The sequence below is a fragment of the Enterobacter cloacae complex sp. 2022EL-00981 genome, from assembly GCF_028737495.1.
Taxonomy (GTDB): Bacteria; Pseudomonadota; Gammaproteobacteria; order Enterobacterales; family Enterobacteriaceae; genus Enterobacter; species Enterobacter cloacae.
In genome coordinates this window covers 43545-65167 of the sequence record NZ_JAQZRK010000008.1, presented here as the reverse complement: position 1 = coordinate 65167, position 21623 = coordinate 43545, and the positions used below count along the sequence as shown (strand labels likewise).

The following is a 21623-nucleotide window of genomic DNA, read 5'->3' as shown; positions in this document are numbered from 1 at the left end:
ACATAGGCGAGCAAAACCTATGAGGCCCGAAGGCTCCACAGATTTTGCTGCTTGAAGGCCTTACTGTTTCTTCTTAGGAGCGAGCACCATGATCATCTGGCGGCCTTCGATCTTCGTAGGGAAGGATTCGACTACTGCCAGTTCACTCAGATCGTCACGGACGCGGTTAAGCACTTCCATACCAATCTGTTGGTGGGCCATTTCACGACCGCGGAAACGCAGTGTGATCTTGGCCTTATCGCCATCTTCCAGAAAGCGAATCAGGCTGCGGAGTTTTACCTGATAATCGCCATCGTCGGTACCAGGACGGAATTTAATTTCCTTAACCTGGATAACTTTTTGCTTCTTCTTCTGTTCCTTAGAAGACTTACTTTTTTCATAAAGGAACTTGCCGTAGTCCATGATACGACAAACTGGCGGTTCGGCGTTAGGGCTGATTTCAACTAAATCTACTCCAGCTTCTTCAGCTTTTTCGATTGCTTCTCTCAGACTCACAATCCCCAGCTGCTCACCTTCCAGACCTGTTAAGCGAACTTCCTGGGCGCGAATCTCGCCATTGATACGATTCGGACGTGCCGTTTGAACTCGTTTTCCGCCTTTAATACCTTATTCCTCCAGTTGTTGAAGACTGCGGCTGCGAATCTCTTGTTGCAGCTTCTCAATCACTTCACTTACGTCCAGGCTGCCCAGGTCTTTACCACGGCGGGTGCGAACGGCAACTTTGCCTGCTTCCACCTCTTTATCACCACAGACCAACATATACGGGACACGACGTAAAGTGTGCTCGCGGATTTTAAAGCCAATCTTCTCATTTCTCAAGTCTGCTTTTACGCGAATGCCCGCATTTTGTAGTTTCTGCGTCAATTCTTTAACGTAATCCGCCTGAGAATCGGTAATGTTCATGACCACTACCTGCACCGGCGCAAGCCAGGTTGGGAAGAAGCCCGCGAACTCTTCGGTCAGGATGCCAATGAAGCGCTCCAGAGAACCGAGAATAGCACGGTGAATCATTACAGGGACCTGACGCTCGTTGTCTTCGCCAACATAAGAGGCGCTTAAACGCTGAGGCAGGGAGAAGTCCAGCTGTACTGTGCCGCACTGCCAAGCTCTGTCGAGACAGTCATACAGGGTAAATTCAATTTTCGGACCGTAGAAGGCGCCCTCACCCAGCTGGTATTCAAACGGAATTCCGTTCTCTTCCAGCGCCACGGCGAGATCCGCTTCTGCGCGGTCCCAGGTCTCATCGCTACCGATACGTTTTTCCGGACGCGTTGAGAGTTTGACCACGATCTTCTCGAAGCCAAAGGTACTGTACATATCGTAGACCATACGAATACAGGCGTTAACTTCATCACGTACCTGATCTTCAGTACAGAAGATATGCGCATCATCCTGCGTAAAGCCACGAACACGCATCAGACCGTGCAGCGCACCTGATGGCTCGTTACGGTGGCAGCTACCGAACTCTGCCATACGCAGCGGCAGATCGCGGTAAGATTTCAGACCCTGGTTAAAGATCTGAACGTGGCCCGGGCAGTTCATTGGCTTGATGCAGTATTCACGGTTCTCAGAAGAGGTGGTGAACATCGCATCTTTGTAGTTGTCCCAGTGGCCGGTTTTTTCCCACAGCACACGGTCCATCATGAACGGACCTTTCACTTCCTGATACTGGTACTCTTTCAGCTTGGAACGCACGAAGGTTTCCAGTTCACGGAAAATAGTCCAGCCGTCGTTATGCCAGAAGACCATACCCGGTGCTTCTTCCTGCATATGGTACAGGTCAAGCTGTTTACCGATTTTACGGTGGTCACGCTTCGCCGCCTCTTCCAGGCGCTGCAGGTAGGCGTTCAGGGCTTTTTTATCTGCCCACGCGGTACCATAAATACGCTGCAACATCTTGTTGTTGCTATCGCCACGCCAGTAGGCGCCAGCAATTTTCATCAGTTTGAAGTGATGGCAGAAGCGCATGTTCGGCACGTGCGGCCCGCGGCACATGTCGATGTATTCCTGGTGATGATACAAGCCAGGCTTGTCATCATGAGCAATGTTCTCATCAAGAATAGAGACTTTATAGCTCTCGCCACGCTTCACGAAGGTTTCACGCGCTTCGTGCCAGCTGACTTTCTTCTTAATGACGTCATAGTTGGTTTCGGCGAGCTCGTGCATACGTTTCTCGAGCGCGTCGATATCTTCCTGGGTCAGGGTGTGGTCAAGGTCAACATCGTAGTAGAAGCCGTTGTCGATAACCGGGCCGATCGCCATTTTGGTGTTTGGCCACAGCTGTTTGATGGCATGACCTAACAGATGCGCACAGGAGTGACGAATGATCTCCAGACCTTCTTCATCTTTTGCGGTGATGATAGAGAGTTGCGCGTCGTTTTCGATCAGATCGGATGCATCAACCAGCTCACCGTTCACACGGCCCGCGATGGTCGCTTTCGCGAGTCCAGGACCGATGTCCAGGGCAACATCCATTGGGCTAACGGCGTGGTCGAAATGGCGTTGGCTGCCATCAGGAAGAGTAATTACAGGCATTTTATATCCTTATTTGCAGTGATGCCCCACACATAAGAGCATATACAAAGAAAATAATCATAGTTTAACAAGAGATTACGACACCATCTGACCAACAATCGTCAAATTGGCTCGTCATCCTGCACCTGCCAAAATCAGAATAATGCCGGTTTACGGCAGGCTTTCTAATGGTAACACTAATGACAGGGCGTATGCACCCTCTGCGACCAGTTTGAACGTATGAGGGCACGATCGCCTGCCAGAGCTCGCAATACCCGATTGTTGAGCTATTCTTGAACAGGTCCTGACACAGCCATGAGGCATCACATGAATGTATCCAGTAGAACCGTAGTGATATTGAATATACTTTCTGCTGCCGGTTTAGCGTTGATCCTTGCCGAGAGATTTCATTGGTTCTAGCCCAACCGGTGATGTGGCATAACCTTCTGTCCCCGACAGCGCGTATTTTGATAGACTGAAGGCATCAACAGACAAGGATTAGGTTATGCCAACAAAACGATTTGCCGTCAAACACTGGAAAATGGTGCTGGTCTTAATTGCCATCTGCGGTGCAATGCTGCTATTGCGTTGGGCGGCGATGATTTGGGGCTAAGCGGGAATTTGACGCAACGGCGTACAGAATAAAAAACGTTATCGATATTCCACCTGTTTTTCGTCAAGGCGAAATACAGGTGGAATAATGGCGTACACAATTACCTGTCAGGACCATTCACCTGCTACCAGTTTATGTACATCAAACGCGTCATTCATTGATTGACCGGTAGACGGCGCGCCCGGCGCGATGTTTGACCCGGCTTCAACGTCAGAAGCGCGAGTCATTCCAACCTGACTGGCATCATCTGCAGCGAATACACCAAACGAAAGTGCAGAAAGCACCATGGCTGCAGCAGTATTTTTGATTTTTTTCATACTATTATTCTCTTTCTGAAGACATGCAATACTTCTCAAGGCAAATAAATGCCTGTGTATTGAGTATAACGCTGGTTCATCCTTTTGCCTCGCCTGGTTATTATCAATTTGTGTCAAATAAACAGAATACGGTCTGGCCAGGATGAATTATGAAGAAAATAAGAAGATTTTTGAGGACCAATTATTTTAAAACGGCGTTTAATATAAAACAGCACAGTTTCAGAAAATAAAAAAACGGGCCGAAATAATCGGCCCGTCTGCATTACATCTTATAGCCCAGTGAAACGGTGGTTCTGCGGTCGGTATGATCCGGCGCAGTCTCTGGAGGCGAAGAGTTCCAGGTCACGTTATAGGCCACTTTCAGGCCAAAGTGTTCGTTGATGTCCACATTCAGCGCTGTCTCAGAATTCAGCGTTGTGTCCTCGGCGCCAAACACAGAAACACCCTGGGTGAACTTCGTGTTGTCGGTCATCTGCCAGGCGTAGGTGCCAGACGCATAGCCGAGCGGTTGCGTTTTGGTATCGCCGTCGGTGAACTCGTCATAACGGACACCCGGACCGAATTCGAAGCGGAAGCTATGAACCGGACCGTTCAGGAACTGCCGACCATAACCTGCGGTGAACACATCGCGTTGACGATAGCCGTTGTAGCGGTCAGTCAGCCAGCTTGCCTGGCCAAACAGGTAGTCATAGTCAGTCATGTTGTAACGGCTACGTCCACCTACCGCGTATTTCTCGGAGGAGCGTTCATCGTTAGCGGAGGTGTTGCTGGCGTTTCCCCACAGAGACCAGGCGGTGGTGTTACCGTACCAGGTCAACGTGCTATCCGCCGTCAGAGAGGAGCTTTTCGTGTTACCGGATTGCGCCAGGTACCCGGCGTTCAAATTACCTTCAAAAGGTTTTTTCGCCGCGGTGGGATCGTCCATGACAGTAAAAACGGAATCATCAGCGGTTGCGCTCATAGCCGCAAACACGCCACCCGCCAGCATCAGTGCAGCGGGCACTGTCTTCAAAAGCTTCATTTTATTAAGGAGTCCGTACAACAAAAAAAGAGACCACACGGTCCCGGAAACTTTCTTGAGGATCAATGACAAGGCGTCCAGAGAAAGGTAACAAATTATAAAAAGCCGCAAATAACATAGCAATGTTTTCTTATTTCATTTTTTGAATAAGAACGATCCCAAAATGCGTTTTATTTTATATATCGCTTAGCCTTCGCTTTGTCATTATTCATATTGAAAATCATACTGTTATTTACATTGCCTTCCTGCCAAATGGTGCCAGACTAAAAGGAACCCACGCTAAAAGGAGGTAATGATGGTTTCTATCTACACTCTGACGCTCTCCCCTTCCCTCGATTCCGCCACCCTTACGCCGCAGATTTACCCGGAAGGTAAACTTCGCTGCAGTGCCCCGGTGTTTGAGCCCGGCGGCGGGGGGATCAACGTGGCACGCGCCATCACCCATCTCGGTGGGAAAGCCACGGCGATATTCCCCGCAGGCGGAGCCACCGGCGAACATCTCGTCTCTCTGCTGGCTGATGAACAGGTCGCCGTGGAGACGGTCGAGGCCAAAGACTGGACACGTCAAAATCTGCACGTGCACGTGGAGTCCAGCGGAGAGCAATATCGCTTTGTGATGCCAGGCGCCAGACTGAGCGACGACGAGTTCCGTCAGCTTGAAGAGAAAGTGCTGACGATTGAAAGCGGTTCACTGCTGGTCATCAGCGGCAGTCTGCCACCCGGTGTCAGTACGGAAAAGCTGACGGCGCTCATTCGGGCCGCACAGCAGCGCGGCATCCGCTGTATTGTAGACAGCAGCGGCGAGGCGTTGCAGGCAGCGTTAGAGCCGGGCAATCTTGAGCTGGTAAAACCAAACCAGAAAGAGCTGAGCGCGCTGGTTAACCGCGAACTCACTCAGCCGGATGATGTGCGCAGCGCGGCCCAGGAGCTGGTGCGCACGGGTAAAGCGCGGCGCGTGGTGGTCTCTCTTGGCCCGCAGGGGGCGCTGGCCGTGGATGAAACGGGGTCAGTGCAGGTTGTCCCGCCTCCGATGAAAAGCCAGAGCACCGTAGGCGCAGGCGACAGCATGGTTGGGGCAATGACGCTAAAACTGGCGCAGGGCGCGACGCTGCTGGAGATGACACGCTACGGCGTGGCGGCAGGTAGCGCGGCAACCATCAACCAGGGAACGCGGCTGTGTTCGCTGGCCGATACGCAAAAAATTGTCGATTACCTGTCCCGAAATTAACCCGCTTTCCCCTTCGCGCTGAAGGGGAAATGCAGTGCAAAGTCGCCAAACACACACTATCGACTATGCTAAGAAAACTTTCATGATAACAATGAGGTGAATTATGAGCAGTGGTGACATCACCCGCTACGTCGTTACCGTCAACATTCATGAAGCGTCGCTGACCGAGCTGAATGAGCTTAACAACGCCTTTACCCGGGCCAATTTCCTGCTCACGCTGACGGATGAAGAAGGCAATATTCATGATTTAGGCACGCTGGCATTCGGCCTGATAAGCGCCCTCAGCGAAGAGGAGGTTCGCGCGCTGGCGGAAAGCCTGGCTGAGAGCGTGACCGATAAACCTGCCGAAATTGATGTGGATACCTGGGAAACCTGGCAGAAAAAAGAACAATAAGTGCCCTGCATGAAGGTAAACCGCTCAGGTGTGCGTTAGTTCGTATTTTTTTACCGCAGTTATGCGCTAACTTTATGATCTGGCAGACAACATGGGAGAGAGATCATGTGGCAGGCTATCAGTCATCTTTTACGTGAACAACTGGGCGAAGGTGAAATTGAACTGCGTAACGAACTGCCAGGCGGAGAGATCCACGCCGCATGGCATATACGCTACTCAGGGCGCGATCTCTTCGTAAAATGCGACGAGCGAGAGTTGCTCCCGATTTTCACCGCCGAAGCCGATCAGCTGGAACTGTTGTCGCGCAGCAAAACGGTCACCGTCCCGGAGGTGCTGGCCGTGGGCAGCGACCGCGACTACAGCTTTCTGGTGATGGAATATCTCCCTGCCCGTCCGCTGGATGCCCACAATGCGTTTATTCTGGGACAGCAGATAGCGCGCCTGCATCAATGGAGCGACCAGCCGCAGTTTGGTCTCGACTTTGATAACGATCTCTCCACCACACCACAACCGAATGCCTGGCAACGTCGCTGGTCGACCTTTTTTGCCGAGCAGCGTATCGGCTGGCAGCTTGAGCTCGCCGCCGAGAAAGGCCTCGAATTTGGCAACATTGATGCCATCGTCGAGCATATACAGCAGCGCCTGGCCTCTCATCAGCCTCAGCCTTCTTTGCTGCATGGCGATTTGTGGTCCGATAACTGCGCGCTGGGCCCCAATGGGCCGTATATATACGATCCGGCCTGCTACTGGGGCGACAGAGAGTGCGATCTCGCCATGCTGCCCCTGCACCCCGAGCAGCCGCCACAAATTTATGACGGCTATCAGTCAATCTCCCCCTTACCGCAGGGCTTCCTCGACCGTCAGCCGGTGTATCAGCTTTATACCCTGATGAACCGCGCAATCCTGTTCGGGGGTGAGCATCTGGTGAACGCACAGCGGGCGCTTGAGCGCGTACTGGCCGCGTGAAGGCAGGACGGGTGGCCTCAGGCCACCCTGTGATTATAAAAAGCCGAGCAGTGAGAAAAAGAAGTAGCCCGCCACAATAATGATCACCGGCAGGACATAGAGCGGAAAGATTTGCAGGAAGATAGAGTGACGTGGCACCACGATGCGGGACTCGATCTGTTCACGCGTCATCCCTTCCGGGCCTTTGGCCTGTTCCAGAATCATCTGGTCTTCCACCCCTTCACGTAAAAAACGGGTCTGACGGCTCATGCGTGCCCCTGACGCCTGTAACGCCATGGCGATAAAGATCAGCGCATAAATCACCCAAAACCCGATATTCAGCTGCTGGTGAAAGTCCGGCGTGGGCGAGTTGAACCAGAAGATATTCAAAAATGGCGTGTTAAAACGCATCATCTCAATCATGACATGCGCAAAATCAAGCATGACCGCATTGATACCCGGCTGTTTTTCGCTGTGATCGTACATAAACTTGAGCACAGAAATCAGCGTAGAAATAACGGCAGGAATAAAAATCACCCAGCCAGCAACCCGTTTTAAGACAGCAATGCGTCCAGCTTGTTGATACGTCATCAGTTCCTCTTCATAAAGACGCGTTATTTGTGGCTAAGTCTACCTCCTGACCGTCATTTTCGCCCGATCTTTAAAGGCAATATGCTAAATTGCAGATTGTACTTAGCACGTATCGTCTGTCGTACACCCTTAATAAGGAGACGTTGTGATGTCGACACCGCGCCAAATTCTTGCCGCTATTTTTGACATGGATGGATTACTGATCGATTCCGAACCGCTCTGGGATCGTGCTGAACTGGACGTCATGGCCAGCCTCGGCGTCGATATCAGCCGCCGCCATGAACTTCCGGATACGCTGGGATTGCGTATCGATATGGTGGTTGACCTGTGGTATTCCCATCAGCCATGGGTGGGCCCGGATCGCAATGAGGTCACCGCCCGCATTATCAGCCGCGCCATTGCGCTGGTGGAAGAGTCCAGGCCGCTGCTGCCGGGCGTCCGTGAAGCTGTCGCCCTGTGCAAAGCGCAGGGGCTGAAAGTGGGACTGGCCTCCGCCTCCCCGCTGCACATGCTGGAAAAAGTGCTCACCATGTTCGAGCTGCGTGACAGTTTCGATGCGCTGGCCTCTGCGGAAAAGCTCCCCTACAGTAAGCCCCATCCCCAGGTGTATATGGATTGTGCCGCTAAGCTCGGTCTTGATCCGCTAACCTGCGTGGCGCTGGAAGATTCCGTTAACGGCATGGTGGCCTCTAAAGCTGCGCGGATGCGTTCCATTGTCGTTCCTGCTGAAGAGGGCCGACACGATCCCCGTTTTGCGCTTGCCGACGTGAAGCTAAACTCCCTGGCTGACCTGACGGTGCAACACCTGCGAGGCGAATAAACGCTCTGTTTCAGGCAGCCTCGTGCTGCCTGAAAATAAAATAAAACACCGTTCCATTTCTGTTGCATTTCTCACGCCCGACTCCTATTCTAAGTTTCAGAACGACAATCACCTGCTTCTGAGGCGCGAATGATACTGGATACCTTTACTCTTTCAGGAAAAGTGGCCATCGTCACCGGATGCGATACCGGTCTGGGGCAAGGCATGGCCATCGCGCTGGCACAGGCGGGCTGCGATATCGTGGGCGTAAACCGTAAAGCGCCTGAGCAAACAGCGGCCATCGTGACGGCGCTCGGCAGACGGTTTACGGCCATTCGGGCCGACCTCGGCCAGCAGGCGAGTCTTCAGGGCGTTGTGGAGCGTGCCGTCGCTGAGATGGGGCGCGTCGATATTCTGGTGAATAACGCCGGGACGATTCGCCGGGAAGATGCGCTGGCGTTCACGGAAAAGGACTGGGATGAGGTGATCGACCTCAATCTGAAATCCGTCTTTTTCCTCTCACAGGCCGTGGCAAAGCAGTTTATCGCCCAGGGTCAGGGTGGGAAAATCATCAACATCGCCTCAATGCTCTCCTTCCAGGGCGGCATCCGCGTGCCCTCTTATACCGCCTCAAAAAGTGGCGTGCTGGGGATCACCCGTCTGCTGGCGAACGAGTGGGCGGCGCATGGCATTAACGTCAACGCTATCGCACCGGGTTACATGGCGACCAATAATACGCAGCAGCTGCGTGATGACGAGCAGCGTAGCCAGGAAATCCTTGACCGCATTCCTGCAGGGCGTTGGGGCATACCGGAAGATCTGCAGGGCCCGGTGGTGTTTTTGGCCTCCGCCGCCTCAGACTACGTGAACGGCCATACCCTGGCCGTCGACGGGGGCTGGCTGGCACGTTGACCCGCTTTGTGACAAAGAGTTACACCGTCACCTCTTTCGCCTACTGTATAAAAACCCTATACTGTATGAATTGACAGTTTCCTGGGTTTTATCATGACGGCGGAAGGCCACCTGCTTTTTTCCATTGCGTGCGCAGTATTTGCCAAAAACGCTGAGCTTACCCCCGTGCTTGCACAGGGGGACTGGTGGCATATTGTTCCTTCTGCCGTGCTGACCTGCCTGTTACCCGACATCGACCATCCTAAATCTTTTCTTGGGCAACGCCTGAAGTGGATCTCAAAACCAATCGCCCGTGCGTTTGGCCATCGCGGGTTTACGCACAGCCTGCTGGCCGTGTTTGCCCTGCTGACGCTGTTCTATTTAAAAGTACCTGAAAGCTGGATAGTGCCCGCCGATGCCATTCAGGGCATGGTGCTGGGCTATTTGAGTCATATTCTCGCCGATATGCTGACGCCTGCTGGCGTGCCGCTGCTGTGGCCCTGCCGCTGGCGTTTCCGCCTGCCTGTTCTCGTTCCCCAGAAAGGGAATCAGCTTGAGCGCGTGTTGTGCATGGCTCTGTTCGCCTATGCCGTCTGGATGCCGCAGACATTGCCCGAAAACAGTGCAGTGCGCTGGTCTTCTCAGATGATCAATTCGCTGCAATTTCAGTTCAATCGCTTTATTCATCACCAGATTGAACAGTAAACCAGCAAAATTATCGCATTTGTCATAACCCATTCCATTTGGATATAAGCGCGACATCACACTTCTGCTAACCTTGCGCCAACAGGACCGGTAAAAACCGGCCACATAATAAATCAGGAGAACGGGGATGAATTTTCCACTCATCGCGAATATTGTCGTGTTCGTTATATTGCTATTGCTTCTCGCCCAGGCGCGTCACAAACAGTGGAGCCTGGCGAAGAAAGTGCTGGTGGGTCTGGTCATGGGTGTCGTGTTTGGCCTGGCCTTACATGCCGTCTACGGCTCCGATAGCCCGATACTGAAAGACTCCATTCAGTGGTTCAATATTGTCGGTAACGGTTATGTCCAGTTGCTGCAGATGATCGTCATGCCGCTGGTATTTGCCTCTATTCTGAGCGCTGTTGCTCGTCTGCATAACGCTACGCAGTTGGGTAAAATCAGTTTCCTGACCATCGGTACGCTGCTGTTTACCACGCTGATTGCTGCGCTGGTGGGGGTGCTGGTGACCAACCTGTTCGGCCTGACCGCCGAGGGTCTGGTTCAGGGTACCGCTGAAACCGCGCGTCTGACCGCAATTCAGACCAACTACGTGGGTAAAGTCGCTGACCTGACGGTGCCGCAGATGGTGCTCTCCTTCATTCCGAAGAACCCGTTTGCTGACCTGACAGGCGCCAGCCCAACTTCCATTATCAGCGTGGTGATTTTCGCCGCCTTCCTGGGCGTGGCGGCACTGAAACTGCTGAAAGACGATGCGCCGAAAGGCGAGCGCGTGCTGACCGCTATCGATACCCTGCAAAGCTGGGTGATGAAGCTGGTTCGTCTGGTGATGCAGCTGACCCCTTACGGTGTTCTGGCGCTGATGACCAAAGTGGTTGCTGGCTCTAACCTGCAGGACATCATTAAGCTGGGCAGCTTCGTCGTCGCCTCTTATCTGGGTCTGGGCATTATGTTTGTCGTACACGGCATCCTGCTGGGTGTGAACGGCGTAAGCCCGCTGAAATACTTCCGTAAAGTCTGGCCGGTGCTGACCTTTGCCTTCACCAGCCGTTCCAGCGCCGCATCTATTCCGCTGAACGTCGAAGCGCAGACTCGTCGCCTGGGTGTACCTGAGTCTATTGCCAGCTTCTCGGCCTCCTTTGGTGCCACGATTGGTCAGAACGGGTGTGCGGGTCTCTACCCGGCGATGCTGGCCGTGATGGTTGCGCCAACGGTTGGGATCAATCCGCTGGATCCGGTCTGGATTGCTACGCTGGTCGGTATTGTCACCATTAGCTCCGCAGGCGTTGCGGGCGTGGGCGGCGGTGCTACCTTCGCCGCGCTGATTGTTCTGCCTGCGCTGGGCCTGCCGGTAACGCTGGTGGCCCTGCTGATCTCCGTTGAACCGCTGATCGACATGGGGCGTACCGCACTGAACGTGAGCGGCTCAATGACGGCCGGTACGCTGACCAGCCAGTGGCTGAAGCAGACCGACAAAGCCATTCTGGATAGTGAAGACGACGCCGAGCTGGCGCACCGTTAATCACGTTCCTGTGAGAATAAAAAAAGCCCATCCGCGACGTGATGGGCTTTTTTATGTCCGCTATTTTTACCAGGTGTATTTCACCCCGAGACCGCCCTCCACGTTACGGTACTCGCTGGCGCCCTGCTGGGTACCGATGTTGCCCCACAGGCTCCACTGATTACTCAGTTTCGCTTCTACCCCAGCTTTTACCTCATAGCGATGCTTCGGCGTATCGGATTCCAGACGCGTGCTGTCCATTTTCACGGCGTCGGTATAGCCGTTATAGAGCCAGTTCGCCTCGATAAACGGCTGCCACTGACGTCCCTTCTTGTCTGCGGAATAGCCGTAGATCCTTACGCCCAGACGGTTGCTGAAACCACCGTCGTTCATCTTCACTTTTGTACCGTTGTCCTCTTTCACATCGTCCGCATCGTAATGCGTGTAGATAACCTGCTCCTGAGGCTGCACGAAGAAGCTCATCAGCGAGGTGTTATAGACGTTGAAGGCCCAGCCCCCCTCCACCGAAACGGCCTGGGTCGTGCTGTCGTATTTCTGTTCCGGCAGATCGTCCCCGTGCACCTTGTTGTTGTACCAGCCATACTGCGTCCAGGTATCAATGTACGGTCCCGTCCCTTCCGGGCGCCCATCCGCAAACCAGGTCCCATACAGGCCGACGCTGTAGCCATCCACTTTGCTGCGGGCGACGGTGCTCTGGCCGTCGCTCTGGTTACGGGTCCGCGCGGAGCCGTAGCCCGCCATGACACCCATCTGCCAGCGGTTCTGGACCTGCAGGTTACTGGCAAGATCGAAACCAAGCTGCAGGCCATTACTCCAGGTATCCTGCCCAATCTGTCCCGCGCTTCGGCTGTCGGTACGGCTGCCGAAGGTGCGGATCCAGGCGGACGGTGCGTTCAGCTGCTGACCGTTGCCGGTGACAAACAGGCTTTCCCCCAGACGGTCGTGCAGGCTGTGGGTGAACATGTCCATCGCCGCGCTCTGGTTACCCAGATAGGCCCCCGCTTCCGGGCGAATCGGCACGACCGGTTGCTCAACGGGAACCCGCAGATACCAGTCGCCGTCATTGCTGGTTGGCGTGCCTTTTAACAGCTGATAATCATAAGCACCGGCGACCACGCGGTTCGCAAGGGTAAAGTCCCCGTTTGACGCCCCATCCACCTCAATGACGCGAATACCATTGACGGTCTGCGCGCCGGTTCCGCCTTTGTTATTGACATAAACGTCGGTATGACCGCTGGTATCGCCTTGTACCACCAGCTTATCGGTTTTCGAATTATCCCCGCCCAGCACCGTATTGAGCACCAGCGTACTGTGGGCGGTATAGTTCCCGGTGACGGTGAGCGTGTTGCCCACGCTATTCCCCGCCAGGTTAACGGTATTGTAGTTATCGAGATCCCCCTGGATGGTCAGATTCCCTGCACCACCGGTCAGCGAGGTAATGGCATCACCGGCGGAAACCGTCCCTCTGCTGGTGACATTCCCGACGATCTTACCGTAGCCGCCGAGCGTGGCCCCCTCATCCACCGTGACGGCCCCACCGCCGGAGAGAGCCGCCGCGCGGTTATCCAGCGCCAGCGTACCTGATTCAACGTGCGTGCCCCCCGTATGGGCATAGTCACTGGCGAGCGTAACCCTCCCGGCGCCCGCTTTGGTCAACAGGCCGCTGCCGCTCATCGTGTTGGCAAACGCCCAGTTGTCGCTGGCGTTCAGCACCAGTTCGCCGTTATTGATGAGAGTGGACGTACCGAGGCTGGCAGGCTGCTGCGCCGTCAGGCGATTCGCAGTACTAATGTTGATGTCGCCGCTAAAGTCCGCGTTATTGCCGGTGAGGATCACGTCGCTGCTGTTGACCAGGTTCATGGCCCCTGCCCCCTGGACGGCATTAGCCAGGGATCCTTTTACGGTATCCAGCACCAGCGTGCCGTCCAGCGTGACCGCGCCGCTGCCCAGCCCGGCCGCGTTTTTGAGGCGCGCCGTTGCCCCGCTGTCGATATCCACGGTCGCAGTCAGCGCATCGTTAGCGTTTGTAACGATCAACTCGCCACCGGTCAGGTTGAGGTTACCGCTCCCGGTTAATGCCCCGTCGCTCTGCCCGCCATTGGTTACGGTCAGCGCGCCGCCGTTCAGCGCGAGCGTACTCCCCGCCGCGCCGTTGAGCGCGCCAATACTCTGGCTGAATCCGTTGAGGTTGGTCGTCGCACCGTCAGCTATGTTCAGGGCGCGGGTCTGGCCGAGGGTGTTATTCCCACCGAGCAGCAAGGTGCCGCTGGTTACCTGCGTATTCCCCTGATAATCATTCGCGGTATTCGCCAGCGTGAGGGTGCCGTCGTTGGCGCGGAATTCGAAATCCCCAACGCCGGTCAACTGTGCACCCAGCGTACTGTCGGTGGCTCCGGTGGTATCGATCACCGCCGTTGACTGGCTGTTCAGCACCTTAAGCATATACCCCGCGTACAACCCCGGACCGCCAGGGGCATTCGCACCCGCGGTCATGACGGCGGTATAGCCGTAGGTGGCCAGCACGTCGTCATGACCAAAGCCGTCAGAGACCTCATCCGTCTCGTCAGCCGGGGCTGCGCCATCCAGCAGCAGGGTCAGATGCGTTCCTTCCGAACTGACGGTTGTCGCTTTCATCAACTGAATACCGTTATCCACCTCGTTATCCTGATCGAGGAAGTTGCCGTCTGGTTTAGTCCCCGGTGGCAGGGAGGTAGTCTGCAGATTAACGACGCCCACGTCTGGCGGCGTAACGGCAGAATCGACGTTCAGGTTATTCACCGTCAGGATATTTGCCGAGGAAGGCGTGCTCATCGCCACGTCCAGCAGCCCGCCGTTGAACGTCAGGTTTCCGATAGTCTGGTCGCTGTTGAGCGTGGCGATTGCACCGATCCCCAGCGACAGCGTGGCGTTGGCTAACGCGCTGGTGTTATCACCTTCCAGCGCCATCGTACCGCGACGCAGTGCCACAATGCCGTTAAACGCGTTCCCCGCCGTGGCCGCAAAGTTAAAGGCATCGCTGATACTTCCCATTGTCGCGGCCAGCAGGCCGCTGCCGGTCAGCGCGTTGATAAACGTAAAGCCGCCGCTGGCCGGGCTGACGTTGAGAATGCCGTTCAACTGCACCGGTGAGCCGCCGAGGTTTTCCTGAGCGGTAACGGTCGCCCCACCGCTGCCGGTAATATCCCAGCTGCCGTTAAAGCCGCTGTTATCCCCTGCTATTGTGGTTTGCAGGGCGCTGATGCGGTTGGTTCCCGTACCGGTGATGTCGGTGGTGAGGGTGTTTCCGGCACCGCTGATGTTCAGCACGCCGTTATTGTCCACCGCGTTGCCAAAGGTGCCGTTCGCGAACGAGAGCGCCAGCGTTGCGCCGCTGTTAACCGTCGCGGCGCTGCTTCCCAGGGCGGCAACGTTCGCCGCGTTTAACGTTCCTGCGCTTACGGTAGTGGCGCCGCTGTAGGTATTGGCTGCGGTCAGTGTCGTCTGACTGCCGCTGACCTGTTCCACCGTCCCCGCCCCGCTAATCACGCCGCCGTAGCGCCAGTCGCTGCGGTTGAACTGCAGGGCGCTGTTGTTGACGATATTTCCGGCCACGCTGCCGTCCGTGGTGCCATCGCCGATGCTCACGGTTCCGCTATTGATGACCACCGGCCCGGTCACTCCGACGCTGCTGTTGATAAACAACGTACCGGCGCCGTCCTGGTGCAGTTCACCGCTACCGGACACCGCCCCCGTCAGGGCCACGTTATCGCTGCGATTAAAGCTCAGGGTGCCATTATCCGCGATCGGCCCGGCAACGCTTCCGGTTGTCCCGCCCGCGCCAACCTGCATGACAGCGCCGCTGTTAATCGTGGTGAGGCCGGTAAAGGTATTTGCCCCCGTCAGGGTCAGCGTGCCGCCGGTAAGCGTCAGATTACCGAGCGCGCCGCTGGTCACTCCGCCAAACGTTCCTCCGTTGCTGATGGTCAGGTTACCGCCGTTAATCGCCAGACCGCCATCGCCCGCCAGCGCGCCAATGGTCTGGGTCATGCCGTTAATATTGGCGTTTGCGCCGGTGTTGATGGTAAGCAGGCTGGTGTTACCGAGCGCCTGATTGCTGCCCAGACGCAGCGTTCCGCCGGATACGCTGGTGGTCCCGGTGTAGTTGTTGCTGCTGTTATTGAGGGTAACGGTCTGGCCGCCAGCCGCACTGGCATCAACGTCAAGATTACCGATGCCGGTCACCTGCGCCGACAGCGTTGCCGCGGCCCCAGTTGCTCCGGCATCCGACGTCAGGTGTAACGTCTGCGCACTCAGCAGATCGAGCGTGGTTAAACCGTACTGGATATACAGGCCGTCGTTACTGGTGCCGGTACTGAGGGCATAGTTGTAGGTGGCATTGGCTACCGCCGTTCCGCCTTCCGTTATCGCAAACTGCTGCGGATCGCTGATGGCGTTGCCATCATGGTCAGTCAGGGTCAGGTTATTCGCCGTACCGGTCACCGTGCCGGAAGCGGAGACCAGCCGGGACAGGATCGCCCGATCGTCCTCTTCCATCAGGTTCTGCCCCGTTGGCGCCGGGTTAGGAATACCGGCGGTCGGCGCTTCGGTGCGAATTTCACCGCTGTTTAGCGTCAGGTCGCCCACCGCCACCGCGCCATCCGGCTGTCCGGGCGGAACCTCGCCGTTAAAGACCAGTGCCCCGCCGTTCATCGTCAGGTTGCCGATGGTTTGCGTTCCCGCGCCTACCGTGGTTTCGCTGTTGTTATCCAGCTGCAAGGTCGCGTTGGTCAGCGCCGCGGTATTGTCACCCGCCAGGTTGAAAAGGCTCTGCCCCAGGCGGAGCGTGCCGGTATAGGCGCTGCCGACGGTATTATCAAAGGCAAAGCTACTGCCGCTGGCAAGCGCGGCGGTCATCAGCCCTGAGCCGGTCAGGATATTGGTGAAGGTATAATTCCCGCTGGCCGGGGCAATGTTCAGGGTACCGTCCAGATTAACGGCGGCGTCCCCGAGGTTTTGTCCGCCCGCCACGTTCGCCTCACCGCCGCTGATAATGTTCCAGTTGCCGGTAAAGAGGGTGTTATCCCCGCCAAGCGTGGTATTGAGCGCACTGATGCGGTTCTCGCCCGTCCCGGTGAAGGTGCTGTTGAGCGTATTCCCCGCGCCTGTAACGTTCAGTAATCCGCCATTGGCAACAGCATTGGCAAACGTACCGTTACTGAAAGAGAGCAGCAGGCTGGCACCGCTGTCAACGGTTGCCGCCCCGCTACCCAGAGCGCTGCTGTTCGCGGCGTTTAACGTTCCTGCCGCCACCGTGGTCCCGCCGGTATAGGCACTGGTGCCGCTCATCACGGTCGTTCCGCTGCCGACCTGCGTGACCCGACCATCGCCGGTAATCGCGTTGGCGACCGTCATGGCGTTGCTGCGGTTAAAGGTCAGCGCCGCCCCGCTGTCGAGCGTAATCGCGCTGGTGCCGGCAAGCGAGCCGGTGGTCCCGCCGTTGCCCAACTGCAGGGTGCCCTGCTGCACGGTGGTCGCCCCGGTGTAGCTATTCGTTCCGGTTAACGTCGTCGTCCCGGTCGCAGAACTGTTCTGGGTCAGTGTCCCTGAACCGCTTATTGCCCCCGCCAGGGTGACATCATCTGAACGGTTAATAACCAGTCCTGCATTGTTCACCACGTTGCCGACAATCGACCCGCTGGTGCCGCCCGCGCCCAGCTGTAATACCCCACCGCCCAGCGTCGTACCGCCGGTCCAGGCGTTATTCCCGGTGAGGATCCACGTCCCGGTGCCTGCGGTGGTGACCGAGCCGGTGCCGCCGATCGCGCCCCCGTAGGTGACGCTGCCGGTGGTGTTCTCCGTCAGGGTGCTGGCACCCAGCGTGACGTTGCCCGTGCCGGTCAGATTATTCACGCTCTGATTGAAGCCGTTCAGATCGAAAGTGGTGCCGTTGTTCAGCGTGACCTGACTGCTGTCATCAATCACATTAAGCGCGCCTGCGCGCAGCGTACCGCCCGTTACCGTGGTGGTACCGGTATAGGTGTTACCGGCATTGGTGAGGGTGAGCGCGTTGGTCGCGTCGATCGCCAGATTGCCACTGCCGCTGATTAACGCCTTCATGTCCGACGCGCCGGCTGGGGTGGCGGTGTCACCAGAAAGCGTAAGCGTCTGGCCGGACTGCAGATCGAGCTGGTTAAGGGTGTAACCGACGCCCAGCCCATTGGTATTGTTCAGGCTGTAGCCGTAGGTGCCGATGGCGACCGTCGCGCCGTTCTGGTCAATATTAACCAGCGAATTGCTCAGCGCGGCCCCGGAGAGATCTGTCAGGGTCAGGTTCGATGCGGCACCGCTGGTGCTGGTGGCGGTAATCAACTGCAGCCCGGAACCATCATCCTCGGTTAACAGCGAGCCCCCGCTGCTGGCGACCTGAGTGGGATCGATTTGCACCGTCCCGGACGACAGCCCCAGTTGGCCAGTAGCGATCACCCCGGAGGCGAGATTCGCAAAGCGCAGGGTTCCGCCGTTCAGCGTCAGGTTGCCGGGTGTTTGCGTGCCGCTCCCCACCGTTGTGGTGTTGCCGCCATCAAGCTGAAGAGTGGCGTTGGTCAGAGTGGTGGTGTTTACGCCCGAGAGAGCAAACGTGCCTTGCCCGAGCTGCAGCGTACCGGTAAAGGCGCTGCCGACGGTGCCATCAAAGGCAAAGGCGTTGCCGCCTGTCACGGTGGCGGTCATCAGGCCCCCGCCGGTCAGGGTGTTGGTAAAGGTATCTCCCCCGCTAGCCGGGGCAATATTCAGCGTGCCGTCCAGATTAACGGCGGCATCCCCCAGGTTTTGCCCGCCGGTCACGTTTGCCGAAGCGCCGTTAGTGATATTCCAGTTGCCGGTAAAGAGGGTGTTATCGCCGCTCAGCGTGGTGTTCAGGGCGCTGATGCGGTTCTCACCCGCCCCGGTGATGCTGCCGCTAAGCGTCGCATTCGCGCCGGTGACCGCCAGCAGACCTTCGTTGGCGATGTTGTTCGTCAGTGTTCCACCGGTGAAGGAGAGATCCAGCGTCGCACCGCTGCTGACCGTCGCGTCGCCTGTGCCCAGCGCTGTCGCACTGGCGGCATTCAGGGTGCCTGCGCTGACCGTTGTTCCGCCGCTGTAGCTGTTTGCCCCGCTCAGCGTGGTCTCTCCCGTTCCGCTTTGGGTTAGCGTCCCCGTCCCGTCAATGGCTCCGCCCAGCGTCAGGGCACTGGAACGGTTGACCACCAGCGCACCGTTGTTGGTGATATCGCCGGTAATCCCCCCCGTGGTACCGCCGCTCCCCAGCTGTAATACGCCAGAATCAATGGTTGTGCCACCGGTCCAGTTATTATCCCCCGTCAGGATCCAGGTTCCTGTTCCGGCGGCCGTCACTGCCCCGGTGCCGCTGATTACGCCGCCATAGGTCACGGTGCCTGCGGTATTCTCCGTCAGGGTATTTGCCCCCAGGGTCACGTTTCCGGCACCGCTGAGGTTATTAACGCTCTGATCGAAACCGTTCAGATCGAACGCAGTTCCGCTGTTTAAGGTGACCTGGCTGCTGTCGTCAATCACGTTTAACGCACCCGCGCGCAGGGTGCCACCGGTCACGGTCGTGGTGCCGGTATAGGTATTGCCCGCGTTTGTCAGGGTAATGGCGTCGGTCGCATTGACCGCCAGATTACCGCTGCCGCTCAGCAACGCTTTCATATCTGCCGCGCCGGAAGGGGTGGCCGCGTCGCCAGAGAGGGTTAAGGTTTGCCCTGCCTGGATATCCAGCTGGCTTAAGGTGTACCCGACGGCCAGCCCACCGCTCTCGGTCAGGCCGAAATCACTATAGGTCGCCACCGCCACGGTATTGCCCCCCTGCGTGACGTTCGCCTGAGAGGTGGTTAAGGTATTTCCGGTTAAATCCTGAAGCGACAGCGCTGACGCCGCACCGGTGTTGCTGGTTGAGGTAACCAGCTGCACGCCCGCGCCATCGTCTGCCTTCAACAAATTGCTGGTATCGACAATGGCGTCAGGATCAACCCTGATGGTGCCGGAAAGCATGTTCAGCTGTCCGGTATTGATTGTGCCCGCTGGCAGGTCCGGGAAGCGTAAAATGCCGCCGTTTAGCGTCAGGTTACCTACATTTTGCTGGGCTGCCCCCACGGTGGTGGTCCCGCCCAAATCAAGCTGCAGCGTGGCGTTGGTTAGCGCCAGGGTGTTATCGCCATCAAGGCTGAAGGTGCCGGAGCCCATTTCCAGCGTGCCTGTAAAAAGGTTTCCCACGCTGCTGGCAAAATTAAAGGCGTTGCCGCTCGTCAATTCGACTTTGAGTATCCCGGCTCCGGTAAGGGCATTGCTAAAAAGAAAACCACCTGTCACCGGGACCACGTTCAATATCCCGGCCAGTTGAACCGCACCCTCACCCAGATTTTGCGTCGTTTTGGCAAACATCGAGCCACTGCTGAGGATATTCCAGAGACCGGAGAAGCCGCTGTTATCGCCATTGAAGGTCGTATTAAGTGCGCTGACGCGGTTCTCCCCCGTCCCGGAGATGTTTCCGTCGAGTGAGTTATCCGCGGCAATCACATCCAGCACACCGTTATTGGTGATGGTGTTGGTGAAAACATCACCGGTGAAAGAAAGGTCCAGCGTTCCTGCATTATTGATGGTGACATTTCCGGTTCCGAGAGCGTCGACATCAGATGCGTTCAGGGTTCCCGCATCTACAACGGTGCCGCCGGTGTAGGTATTGGCGCTGGTCAGCGTGGTCTGGCCGCTTCCGGCCTGGTTGACGCGCCCGCTGCCGCTGATGAGCCAGGTAAAGCTAATGTCATCGGTACGGGAGAAGCGTAGCGTGCCGTTATCAACAATATTCCCCGTTACGCTACCGCTGGCGGAATTATTACCAAGCTGGAGGACCGCATCGCCGTTGATGGTGGTTCCCCCGCCGGTACCACCGTTGTCCAGTGCGCCATTAAGGATCAGAGTGCCGCTTTGCACATACAGCGCCTGGTTCGTGATTCCCGTCGTAGTCGAGGAGCCGCTAAGGATCCAGCTTTGGCCGACATCTGCCGCGACAGTAATGCTTTGTACACCCGTGACGTTACTGCTAAGCGTTCCCTGTCCGTTCAACGTCAGGGTATTACCGGTTCCGGTTGCCGTGATATTGCCGGTGATATTACTCCCTGTGTCGAGGGTGACGGCATTATTATTCCCCGTCAGCGAAATAGCGGTTCCCCCGGAACCGATAATAATGCCACTGTTTGTCAGAGTATGCCCGCTGGTCCCTAACAGGATCCCGGTATTACCAGTAATAGAACCTTCGTTGGAAATAGTCACCGTTCCTGATGCGCTTATATCAATCCCATAATTACTGGTGCTGGTTGAATTAATTATGCCACCCGCCTGGTTATCGACAGAGCCAGAGGAACTACCCCGGAACCAAACGCCATTATGCAGTAAGTCAATTTTACCGGCGTTGCTAATTGTTGAGGTGCCCGAGTCGACAATAATACCGTACCCGCCGCCAATGGACGAAGTACTGTCCCCCACATAGCTACCAGTACCATTACTGAAATAGACTGACGTTCCGCCATCGGCACCGCTCACTACACCACTGTTATTAACCGTACCGCCCGATGTCAAAAATATCCCGTCGCTGTTGCTGTCGATAGAACCGGTAGACAAAATATTCAGCGTACCGCCATTATTCAACTTAACCCCGGCGGCATTCCCGCCGGAACCACCGCCGGTTGTGGTGACATCACCACTGAGATTCAGCACCGTACCTTGCGATGCGGACCCCAGATTCAGGCCATATGAGCCACCGTTGACCGTCGCCCCATCATCAATGGTTACCAGCCAGTTTTGTGAATTATCGCCGCTGATTGCGCTACCCGAGCTAACAGTAATATCGTTAGGGGCAGGCATTACAAACGGACCTGGGCCAGACAATATATAGGGCGAGGTTTGACTATCAATAATGGTATCGGCGTAAACCGGCATTGAAGCCAGGACTAAAACAGGGATTGCATTTCGAATGGCGATAGCCAGACGAGAAAAGTGAAAACCATCACTTTGCAACGCACAGGATTTATTCATTTTTCTGACCCATAG

The 21623-nt window shown here is 56.2% G+C and carries 15 protein-coding genes; 9 read left to right on the top strand and 6 right to left on the bottom strand.

Going from position 1 to position 21623, the window contains the following annotated elements; translation table 11 throughout:
* Window positions 1-60: 60 nt before the first annotated feature.
* Together infC and thrS are read right to left on the bottom strand one after the other, a co-directional pair.
* Window positions 61-603 (bottom strand): translation initiation factor IF-3, encoded by a 543-nt coding sequence (gene infC / locus PUZ33_RS09605; RefSeq protein ID WP_023616141.1) that lies wholly within the window; start codon window positions 601-603, stop codon window positions 61-63.
* 3 nt (window positions 604-606) lie between these two features.
* Entirely contained in the window at window positions 607-2535 is a 1929-nt protein-coding gene (gene thrS / locus PUZ33_RS09600) for a threonine--tRNA ligase (RefSeq protein WP_013097005.1), read from the bottom strand.
* Window positions 2536-2829: 294 nt separating this feature from the next.
* Here thrS and yncL point away from each other — a divergent pair, with 294 nt between their 5' ends.
* Both yncL and yniD read left to right on the top strand, forming a co-directional pair.
* A complete protein-coding gene (gene yncL / locus PUZ33_RS09595; RefSeq protein ID WP_071829997.1) occupies window positions 2830-2934 on the top strand; it encodes a stress response membrane protein YncL in 105 nt (34 codons plus the stop codon).
* Between the two features lie 85 nt (window positions 2935-3019).
* Window positions 3020-3127: a small membrane protein YniD gene (gene yniD, locus PUZ33_RS09590; RefSeq protein WP_008500658.1), complete on the top strand. Its 108-nt coding sequence runs from the start codon at window positions 3020-3022 to the stop codon at window positions 3125-3127.
* Window positions 3128-3234: 107 nt separating this feature from the next.
* Here the strand turns inward: yniD and PUZ33_RS09585 are convergent, their stop codons facing one another.
* Both PUZ33_RS09585 and PUZ33_RS09580 read right to left on the bottom strand, forming a co-directional pair.
* A complete protein-coding gene (locus PUZ33_RS09585; protein ID WP_013097006.1) occupies window positions 3235-3444 on the bottom strand; it encodes a hypothetical protein in 210 nt (69 codons plus the stop codon).
* A 262-nt stretch (window positions 3445-3706) separates the two neighbouring features.
* Window positions 3707-4465, bottom strand: coding sequence for a DUF481 domain-containing protein (locus tag PUZ33_RS09580; RefSeq protein ID WP_013097007.1), 759 nt, complete (start codon window positions 4463-4465; stop codon window positions 3707-3709).
* A gap of 295 nt (window positions 4466-4760) precedes the next feature.
* Here PUZ33_RS09580 and pfkB point away from each other — a divergent pair, with 295 nt between their 5' ends.
* The 3 genes from pfkB (at window position 4761) to PUZ33_RS09565 (ending at window position 7053) form a co-directional block, all read left to right on the top strand.
* Complete coding sequence (pfkB, locus tag PUZ33_RS09575) at window positions 4761-5693, top strand: 6-phosphofructokinase II (RefSeq protein WP_020688369.1); 933 nt, start codon at window positions 4761-4763, stop codon at window positions 5691-5693.
* 103 nt (window positions 5694-5796) lie between these two features.
* Window positions 5797-6087 (top strand): type V toxin-antitoxin system endoribonuclease antitoxin GhoS, encoded by a 291-nt coding sequence (ghoS, locus tag PUZ33_RS09570; RefSeq protein WP_013097009.1) that lies wholly within the window; start codon window positions 5797-5799, stop codon window positions 6085-6087.
* 105 nt (window positions 6088-6192) lie between these two features.
* Complete coding sequence (locus tag PUZ33_RS09565) at window positions 6193-7053, top strand: fructosamine kinase family protein (RefSeq protein WP_013097010.1); 861 nt, start codon at window positions 6193-6195, stop codon at window positions 7051-7053.
* 33 nt (window positions 7054-7086) lie between these two features.
* Here PUZ33_RS09565 and PUZ33_RS09560 read toward each other — a convergent pair whose 3' ends face one another.
* Window positions 7087-7623, bottom strand: coding sequence for a YniB family protein (locus tag PUZ33_RS09560; RefSeq protein ID WP_013097011.1), 537 nt, complete (start codon window positions 7621-7623; stop codon window positions 7087-7089).
* Window positions 7624-7771: 148 nt separating this feature from the next.
* Between PUZ33_RS09560 and hxpB the strand changes: the two genes are divergently transcribed.
* From hxpB to tcyP, 4 genes are all read left to right on the top strand, one after another.
* Window positions 7772-8443, top strand: coding sequence for a hexitol phosphatase HxpB (gene hxpB, locus PUZ33_RS09555; RefSeq protein ID WP_058681449.1), 672 nt, complete (start codon window positions 7772-7774; stop codon window positions 8441-8443).
* A 129-nt stretch (window positions 8444-8572) separates the two neighbouring features.
* Window positions 8573-9334 (top strand): 2-dehydro-3-deoxy-D-gluconate 5-dehydrogenase KduD, encoded by a 762-nt coding sequence (kduD, locus tag PUZ33_RS09550; RefSeq protein WP_062676628.1) that lies wholly within the window; start codon window positions 8573-8575, stop codon window positions 9332-9334.
* A gap of 93 nt (window positions 9335-9427) precedes the next feature.
* The gene (locus PUZ33_RS09545) at window positions 9428-10018 is read left to right on the top strand and encodes a metal-dependent hydrolase (RefSeq protein WP_013097014.1); all 591 of its coding nucleotides are present in this window, start codon (window positions 9428-9430) and stop codon (window positions 10016-10018) included.
* Between the two features lie 127 nt (window positions 10019-10145).
* Window positions 10146-11537 carry a cystine/sulfocysteine:cation symporter gene (gene tcyP / locus PUZ33_RS09540; protein WP_038419159.1) on the top strand — a complete coding sequence of 464 codons (1392 nt, stop codon included), beginning with the start codon at window positions 10146-10148 and terminating at the stop codon, window positions 11535-11537.
* A 66-nt stretch (window positions 11538-11603) separates the two neighbouring features.
* Here the strand turns inward: tcyP and PUZ33_RS09535 are convergent, their stop codons facing one another.
* Complete coding sequence (locus PUZ33_RS09535; protein ID WP_080398907.1) at window positions 11604-21608, bottom strand: autotransporter outer membrane beta-barrel domain-containing protein; 10005 nt, start codon at window positions 21606-21608, stop codon at window positions 11604-11606.
* Window positions 21609-21623 lie beyond the last annotated feature (15 nt).